The sequence below is a fragment of the Streptomyces nogalater genome, from assembly GCF_039532885.1.
In the GTDB taxonomy this organism is placed as follows: Bacteria; Actinomycetota; Actinomycetes; order Streptomycetales; family Streptomycetaceae; genus Streptomyces; species Streptomyces nogalater.
The window spans coordinates 52698-60604 of the sequence record NZ_BAAASM010000029.1 but is presented as its reverse complement, the minus strand read 5'-3'; the positions used below and the strand labels follow the sequence as shown (position 1 = coordinate 60604).

The 7907-nt window shown below is 71.1% G+C and carries 7 protein-coding genes; 6 read left to right on the top strand and 1 reads right to left on the bottom strand.

The genetic code is table 11. From position 1 onward, the window contains the following. The 5 genes from ABD350_RS19735 to ABD350_RS19715 form a co-directional block, all read left to right on the top strand. Nucleotides 1-585: flavodoxin-dependent (E)-4-hydroxy-3-methylbut-2-enyl-diphosphate synthase (locus tag ABD350_RS19735; protein WP_344349503.1), on the top strand; the 585-nt coding region annotated here is incomplete at its 5' end. Between the two features lie 31 nt (nucleotides 586-616). Next, a complete protein-coding gene (gene dxs / locus ABD350_RS19730) occupies nucleotides 617-2515 on the top strand; it encodes a 1-deoxy-D-xylulose-5-phosphate synthase (RefSeq protein WP_344349502.1) in 1899 nt (632 codons plus the stop codon). Continuing rightward, a complete protein-coding gene (locus tag ABD350_RS19725; RefSeq protein WP_344349501.1) occupies nucleotides 2512-3897 on the top strand; it encodes an aspartate aminotransferase family protein in 1386 nt (461 codons plus the stop codon). Before dxs ends, ABD350_RS19725 begins: the two co-directional genes overlap by 4 nt. A gap of 106 nt (nucleotides 3898-4003) precedes the next feature. Beyond that, entirely contained in the window at nucleotides 4004-4624 is a 621-nt protein-coding gene (locus ABD350_RS19720) for a helix-turn-helix domain-containing protein (protein WP_344349500.1), read from the top strand. Next, complete coding sequence (locus ABD350_RS19715) at nucleotides 4621-4743, top strand: DUF6126 family protein (protein ID WP_344349499.1); 123 nt, start codon at nucleotides 4621-4623, stop codon at nucleotides 4741-4743. The genes ABD350_RS19720 and ABD350_RS19715 overlap by 4 nt, the downstream gene beginning before the upstream one ends. Nucleotides 4744-4760: 17 nt before the next feature. Here ABD350_RS19715 and ABD350_RS19710 read toward each other — a convergent pair whose 3' ends face one another. After that, nucleotides 4761-5558 (bottom strand): tyrosine-protein phosphatase, encoded by a 798-nt coding sequence (locus tag ABD350_RS19710; protein ID WP_344349498.1) that lies wholly within the window; start codon nucleotides 5556-5558, stop codon nucleotides 4761-4763. Nucleotides 5559-5730: 172 nt separating this feature from the next. Here ABD350_RS19710 and ABD350_RS19705 point away from each other — a divergent pair, with 172 nt between their 5' ends. After that, nucleotides 5731-7803, top strand: a complete 2073-nt coding sequence (locus ABD350_RS19705) for an alpha-galactosidase (RefSeq protein WP_344349497.1) — start codon at nucleotides 5731-5733, stop codon at nucleotides 7801-7803. Nucleotides 7804-7907: the final 104 nt, after the last annotated feature.

Sequence of the window (7907 nt, the reverse complement as noted above, 5' to 3'; positions counted from 1 at the left end):
TTCCGGGACATCAAGATCTCCGTCAAGCACAACGACCCGGTCGTCATGATCGAGGCCTACCGCCGGCTCGCCGAGAGTTGCGACTACCCGCTGCACCTCGGCGTGACCGAGGCCGGCCCCGCCTTCCAGGGCACGATCAAGTCCGCGGTGGCCTTCGGCGCACTGCTGAGCCAGGGCATCGGCGACACCATCCGCGTGTCCCTCTCGGCCCCGCCCGTGGAGGAGATCAAGGTCGGTATCCAGATCCTGGAATCCCTGAACCTGCGCCAGCGCGGCCTGGAGATCGTCTCCTGTCCGTCCTGCGGCCGGGCCCAGGTGGACGTCTACAAGCTCGCCGAGGAGGTGACGGCCGGCCTGACCGGCATGGAGGTGCCGCTCCGGGTCGCGGTGATGGGGTGTGTGGTCAACGGCCCCGGCGAGGCCCGCGAGGCCGACCTCGGCGTGGCCTCCGGCAACGGCAAGGGCCAGATCTTCGTCAAGGGCGAGGTCGTCAAGACCGTCCCCGAGTCCAAGATCGTGGAGACCCTGATCGAGGAGGCCATGAAGCTCGCCGAGAGCAAGAACCCGTCGGACCGGGTGAGTTGAGGCAAGGCACGCAACGAGAGGGGGCCCGAGAGTGACCATTCTGGAGAGCATCCGGGGACCACGCGACCTGAAGGCGCTGTCCGAGGCGGAACTCGGGGAACTGTCCGGAGAAATACGTGAGTTCCTGGTGCACGCGGTGTCGAGGACCGGCGGTCACCTCGGGCCCAACCTCGGCGTGGTGGAACTCACCATCGCGCTCCACCGGGTCTTCGAGTCGCCGGTCGACCGCATCCTGTGGGACACCGGCCACCAGGCCTATGTCCACAAGCTGCTGACCGGCCGTCAGGACTTCTCGAAGCTGCGCGGCAAGGGCGGGCTGTCCGGCTACCCCTCGCGCGAGGAGTCCGAGCACGACGTCATCGAGAACAGCCACGCGTCCACGGCGCTGGGCTGGGCCGACGGCCTCGCCAAGGCCAACCAGGTGCAGGGGGAGAAGGGCCATGTGGTCGCCGTCATCGGCGACGGCGCGCTGACCGGCGGCATGGCCTGGGAAGCGCTGAACAACATCGCCGCCGCCCGGGACCGGCCGCTGATCATCGTCGTCAACGACAACGAACGCTCCTACGCCCCCACCATCGGCGGCCTGGCCAACCACCTGGCCACGCTGCGCACCACCGACGGCTACGAGAAGGTCCTCGCCTGGGGCAAGGAAGTGCTCCAGCGCACCCCGGTCGTCGGCAACACGCTCTACGAGTCCCTGCACGGCGCGAAGAAGGGCTTCAAGGACGCCTTCGCCCCGCAGGGCATGTTCGAGGACCTGGGGCTGAAATACCTCGGCCCGATCGACGGCCACGACCTCAAGGCCGTCGAGTCGGCGCTGCGCCGCGCCAAACGCTTCCACGGCCCCGTCCTGGTCCACTGCCTCACCGAGAAGGGCCGCGGCTACGAACCCGCCCTCGCGCACGAGGAGGACCACTTCCACTCCGTGGGCGTGATGGACCCGCTCACCTGCGAGCCGCTCGCCCCGTCCAAGGGCCCCTCGTGGACCTCGGTCTTCGGCGAGGAGATCGTCAGGATCGGGGAGGAGCGCGAGGACGTCGTGGCGATCACGGCGGCCATGCTGCACCCGGTCGGCCTCGCCGGGTTCGCCGAACGCTTCCCGGACCGCGTCTGGGACGTCGGCATCGCCGAACAGCACGCGGCCGTCTCCGCGGCCGGGCTCGCCACCGGCGGACTGCACCCGGTCGTCGCCGTCTACGCCACCTTCCTGAACCGGGCCTTCGACCAGCTGCTGATGGACGTCGCCCTGCACCGCTGCGGGGTCACCTTCGTGCTGGACCGGGCCGGCGTCACCGGTACCGACGGCGCCTCCCACAACGGCATGTGGGACATGTCCGTCCTCCAGGTCGTCCCCGGCCTCAGGATCGCCGCGCCGCGCGACGCCGACCAGCTGCGCGCCCAGCTGCGCGAGGCGGTCGCGGTGGACGACGCGCCCACCCTGGTCCGCTTCCCCAAGGAGACCGCCGGACCGCGCGTCCCCGCCGTCGACCGGGTCGGCGGCATGGACGTGCTGCACCGCGCCGAACGCCCCGAGGTGTTGCTGGTGGCCGTCGGCGTGATGGCCACGGTGTGCCTGGGGGCCGCCGAACTCCTCGAAGCCCGCGGGATCGGCTGCACGGTGGTCGACCCGCGCTGGGTCAAACCCGTCGACCCCGCCCTGCCCCAACTCGCCGCGGCACACCGGCTGGTGGCCGTGGTGGAGGACAACAGCCGGGCCGCGGGCGTCGGTTCGGCCGTCGCGCTGGCCCTCTGCGACGCCGACGTGGACGTGCCGGTACGGCGGTTCGGCATCCCGGAGCAGTTCCTCGCGCACGCCAAGCGCAGCGAGGTGCTGGCCGACATCGGCCTCACGCCCGTCGAGATCGCCGGGCGGATCAGCGCGACTCTGGCCGTCAAGGACGTCGGCGGCACAGTCAAGGAGAGTGAATGACCACCGAGTTCGACCTCGGCGCCCTGCTCGCCGAGCGCGGAGCCGAGCGCTACGAGCTGCACGCGAAGCACCTCAACCCGCAGCTCCCGCGGATGCTGCACACCATCGGCTTCGACAAGGTCTACGAGCGTGCCGAGGGAGCGCACTTCTTCGACGCGGACGGCAACGACTACCTGGACATGCTCGCCGGGTTCGGGGTGATGGGCCTGGGCCGCCACCATCCGGTCGTCCGCAAGGCACTGCACGACGTCCTGGACCTGGACCTCGCCGACCTCACCCGCTTCGACTGCCAGCCGCTGCCCGGCCTGCTCGCCGAACGGCTCCTCGCCCACAGCCCGCACCTGGACCGGGTGTTCTTCGGCAACAGCGGCACCGAAGCGGTCGAGACGGCCCTGAAGTTCGCCCGGTACGCCACCGGCAAGCCCCGCGTCCTGTACTGCGACCACGCCTTCCACGGCCTGACCACCGGCTCGCTGTCGGTCAACGGCGAGGACGGCTTCCGCGACGGGTTCGCCCCGCTGCTGCCCGACACCGCCGTCCCCCTCGGCGATCTGGACGCCCTCGCCCGGGAGCTGCGCAAGGGCGACGTGGCTGCGCTGATCGTGGAACCGATCCAGGGCAAGGGCGTCCACGAGGCACCCCCCGGCTATCTGCGGGCCGCGCAGGAGCTGCTGCACAAGCACAAGGCGCTGCTCATCGCCGACGAGGTGCAGACCGGCCTCGGCCGCACCGGCGACTTCTACGCCTACCAGCACGAGGACGGCGTCGAGCCGGACCTGGTCTGCGTGGCCAAGGCCCTGTCCGGTGGCTATGTGCCGGTGGGCGCCACCCTCGGCAAGGAGTGGATCTTCAAGAAGGTCTACTCGTCCATGGACCGCGTGCTGGTCCACTCGGCGAGCTTCGGCTCCAACGCCCAGGCGATGGCGTGCGGTCTCGCCGTGCTGTCGGTCATGGAGAACGAGCAGATCGTCGCCGGCGTGCGCCGCACCGGCGAGCTGCTGAAGTCCCGGCTGACCGCGCTGATCGACAAGTACGAGCTGCTCGCCGATGTGCGCGGCCGGGGCCTGATGATCGGCATCGAGTTCGGCAAGCCCTCCTCGCTGAAGCTGCGCGGTCGCTGGACCATGCTCCAGGCGGCCCGCAAGGGCCTGTTCGCCCAGATGGTCGTCGTACCGCTGCTGCAGAAGCACCGGATCCTCACCCAGGTCTCCGGCGATCACCTGGAGGTGATCAAGCTCATTCCGCCGCTGGTCATCGACGAGACCGACGTGGACCGGTTCGTGGACGCCTTCATCGCGGTGATGGACGACGCGCACAGCGGCGGCGGTCTGATGTGGGACTTCGGCAAGACCCTGATCAAGCAGGCCGTGGCCAACCGCTGACGGCGGTCCGGGAGACGGGGCGCCGGCGGCGGACGCCGAGGCGCCCCCTCTTGCCTCTCAGGCAAGAAAATTGCCCGTCGGGCAACAGTGGGGCTCAAATGGAGGCATGAACGCCTCAGACGCCGCGCCACCGGCGGCGGACGGCGGCCTGCCCGCCGTCGCGCCCCAGCTGCGCGCTCTGCGCCGGCGCGCCGGCCTCACGCTGGAGGCCGCGGCCCGCTCCGCCGGTCTCTCCCCGGCCCATCTCTCCCGCTTGGAGACCGGCCATCGGCAGCCGTCGCTGCCGATGCTGCTCGCGCTCGCCCGTATCTACGGTACGACCGTCTCCGAACTGCTCGGCGAGACGGTCGCCGACCGGGACGCGATCGTGCGCGCCGCCGAGATGGAACCGACCCGGGCCGGCGGCTGGACGTACGTCCAGGCCGGGGCGCCCGGCCGCGGCATGCAGGCCCTGCGGGTGCGGGTGCCCTACGGCTCCCAGGGCGACATCGTGCGCGTCCACCCCGGCGAGGAGTGGCTCTACGTCCTTCAGGGACGGCTGCGGCTGCGGCTCGGGGACACCGCGCATCTGCTCGGCCCCGGGGACAGCGCGCACTTCGACTCGCTCACCCCGCACCGCCTCGCCGCCGACGACCACGACGGCGTGGAGCTGCTGTTCGTCCACACCCTGCTGCAGAGCCCCACGGCCACGCTGTGCCTGGGCTCGCCGACCGGAGAGCTGCCATGAGCAACTTCGAGGAGAAGTTCCCCCGTTCCCTCTGGATCCGGCTGATCATCTACATCGCCCTCGGGCACGTCCTTGCCGCCTTCCTCTACCTGCTGTTCGAGGTGGGCGGCAAGAGCTGACACCCCCCGCGACCACCTCAGTCCAGCAGGCGCTCGCGCAGCCGCTCACGCGCCTCGGGCGTCAGCTTCAGGCCCTGCGCCAGATAGGTCTCGACATCGCCCCAGGTCTCCTCGATGCTCGCGAACGCCGCCTCCAGGTACTCGGCGCGGGCGTCGAAGAGCGGGTCCAGCAGCTCCATCACCTCGGGCGTGTACGCCGTGTCCGCGCTGCCGCTGCGACGGACCTTGTAGCGGCGGTGCCTGGCGCCGGACTCCAGGTAGTCGGCCACGATCGCCTCGCGCTCCACGCCAAGGGCGAGCAGCGTGACGGCGATGGACACGCCCGCGCGGTCCTTGCCGGCCGCGCAGTGCATCAGCGCGGGGACGCTGTCGTCGGCGAGTGCGTGCAGCACCCGGGAGTGCTCGGCGGTGCGCTGCTTGACCATCGCCCGGTAGGAGGCGGTCATCCGGGCCGCCCCCTTGCCGTCGGAGAGGATCGCGCGCAGCTGGTCGAGGTCGCCGTCGCGGACCATCTTCCAGAACTCGGCGCCGTCCGCCGGGTCGCTCAGCGGCAGGTTCACATTCCGCACGCCGGGCAGCTCGACATCGGCGCCCTCCAGCTTCTGGTCGGCCGCGTTGCGGAAGTCGAAGATCGTGTGCAGCCCCAGAGAGGCGAGGAAGGCCGCGTCCTCCTCGGTCGCGTGCGCCAGATGCCCGCTGCGGAACAGCACTCCGTGGCGCACCCGCCGCCCGTCCACGGTCGGCAGCCCGCCCACGTCACGGAAATTGCGCACTCCTGCCAGCTCCGGCTCGGTCGACGGGACCTGCTGCGTCACGGGGGCTCCTCCCGGTCGTTCCCCGCCGTCGCGGCTCGCCGGCGGGCACTGAGATCGACCATACGGCATCGATTTCCTCGGGCAATGAGTTATCCACAGGCATTGTCAGGCGGGCCCGGACCCCCGATGATGTCGGGACTTGCGCGGAACTGTTGATACCTGTGAGGCCTCGATGGTGGACATCGCCGAAGACGGTCGTACCTGGCTGCTGTCGGGCCCCGGCAGCGGCTACGCCCTGCATCTCACCGACGCGGACGAACTGCTCCACCTGCACTGGGGGCCACCGATCGCGCTCGCCGACGCCGAGGCACTGGCGACGCGCCCGCTGCCCGCCGCCCGGCCCTTCGAGTCCCCGCTCGACGGCCGCGAGGAGTACCCCGTCGAGGGTGGCCCCCGCTTCGTCCGCCCCGCCCTGTCCGTCCGCACCGACCGGCGGCGCGGCACCGAGTGGCGCTTCGTGTCGTACGCCGTCGAAAACGGCACCCTGCGGCTGCGGTTCGACGACGACGGCGTGGCCGTCACACTGCACTACCGGATGCGCGGCGACGTGGTCGAGCGCTGGGTGACCATCGTCAACGGCGGCCCCGCGCCCGTGGAACTGCTGCGCGCCGACGCGGCCACCTGGACGCTGCCCGACCGCGAGGGCTGGCGGCTGTCCCAGCTGCACGGCCGATGGGCCGCCGAGTCCCGGCTCACCACCGCCCCCCTCACCTACGGCGAGAAGGTCATCGGCAGCCGCCGCGGCCACACCGGCCACCAGCACCTGCCCTGGGTCGCCCTCGACACCGACGCCACCGAGGAGCGCGGCGAGGTCTACGGCTGCGCGCTCGGCTGGTCCGGCTCCTGGCGCATCGCCGTCGCCCAACTCCCCGACGCCCGCGTGCAGATCACCGGCGGCGCCGGACACGACGACTCGGGCCTGCTGCTCCTGGCGCCCGGCGATTCGTACACCACCCCCGTCTTCGCGGGCCTGTGGAGCGACGGCGGCTTCGGTGGCGCGAGCCGCGCCTGGCACGCCTACCAGCGCGCCCACGTCATCCCGGACGCCGAACAGGACCGGCCCGTGCTGTTCAACTCCTGGGAGGCGACGTACTTCGACATCTGCGAGGAACAGCAGGCCGCCCTCGCCCGCCGGGCCGCCGAGATCGGCGTCGAGCTGTTCGTCGTGGACGACGGCTGGTTCGGCGCCCGCACCAGCGACCGCGCCGGCCTCGGCGACTGGACGCCCAACCCGGACCGCTTCCCGCGCGGCCTGAAACCCCTCGCCGACCATGTGCACGCGCTCGGCATGCGGTTCGGGATCTGGGTCGAGCCCGAGATGGTCAACCCGGACAGCGACCTGTACCGCGCCCACCCCGACTGGGTGCAGCACCACCCCGGACGCGAGCCCACGCGACTGCGCAACCAGCTCGTGCTCAACCTCGCCCGCGAGGACGTCCAGCGGTACCTGTGGGAACGGTTGGACACCCTGCTCTCCAGCGCCCCGGTCGACTATGTGAAGTGGGACTTCAACCGCTGCTTCACCGACGCCGGCTGGCCCGGGGAACCCTACCCGCAGCGCCTGTGGGTGGACCATGTGCGCGCCCTGTACGCCCTGCTGGACCGGCTGCGGGCCGCCCACCCGGGGGTCGCCTTCGAGTCCTGCTCGGGTGGCGGCGGCCGGATCGACCTCGGGGTGCTCGGCCGCACCGACCAGGTGTGGACCTCCGACAACACCGACCCGCTGGACCGGCTCGCCATCCAGCACGGCTTCACCCAGCTCCATCCCGCGCGCGTGATGGCGGCCTGGGTCACCGACAGCCCCAACACCCAGCTCAACGGGCGGGCCGGCTCGCTGCGCTTCCGGTTCGTCAGCGCCATGGCGGGCGTGCTCGGGGTCGGCGGCGACCTGACCCGGTGGAGCGCGGAGGAACGGGCCGAGGCCCGGCGATGGGTGGAGCTGTACAAGGAGATCCGCCCGCTGGTGCAGCACGGCGAGCTGTACCGGCTGAGGCCCCCGACGGGCGGCCTGAGCGCCGTCCAGTACCTCCGCGGCGAGGAGACCGTTGTCCTCGCCTGGCTCCAGGCTCAGCACTACGGCGAGCCGGTCCCGGCGGTACGGCTGCGCGGACTCGACCCGACAGCGTCGTACGAATGCCGCGAAACGGGCGAAGTGCACCGAGGTGCGGTCCTGCTCCACCACGGTCTGCGCACCGAACTCAGGGGCGACCTGGATGCGACGGTCCTCCGGCTGCACCGCATATGAACCGCCCGCCGGGAAGCGGGGCCGCCGACCCGAAGTGCCTTTATTCCTGTATTACAAAGTCTTTAAGAGTGGCTCATCTCACCGTTCGTCAACCCCTGCCTACG

Coding starts and splice junctions, on each gene's coding strand:
- ABD350_RS19705 (WP_344349497.1), top strand. CDS start 5,731: ATGGTGGACATCGCCGAAGACGGTCGTACCTGGCTGCTGTCGGGCCCC.
- ABD350_RS19715 (WP_344349499.1), top strand. CDS start 4,621: ATGAGCAACTTCGAGGAGAAGTTCCCCCGTTCCCTCTGGATCCGGCTG.
- ABD350_RS19725 (WP_344349501.1), top strand. CDS start 2,512: ATGACCACCGAGTTCGACCTCGGCGCCCTGCTCGCCGAGCGCGGAGCC.
- ABD350_RS19720 (WP_344349500.1), top strand. CDS start 4,004: ATGAACGCCTCAGACGCCGCGCCACCGGCGGCGGACGGCGGCCTGCCC.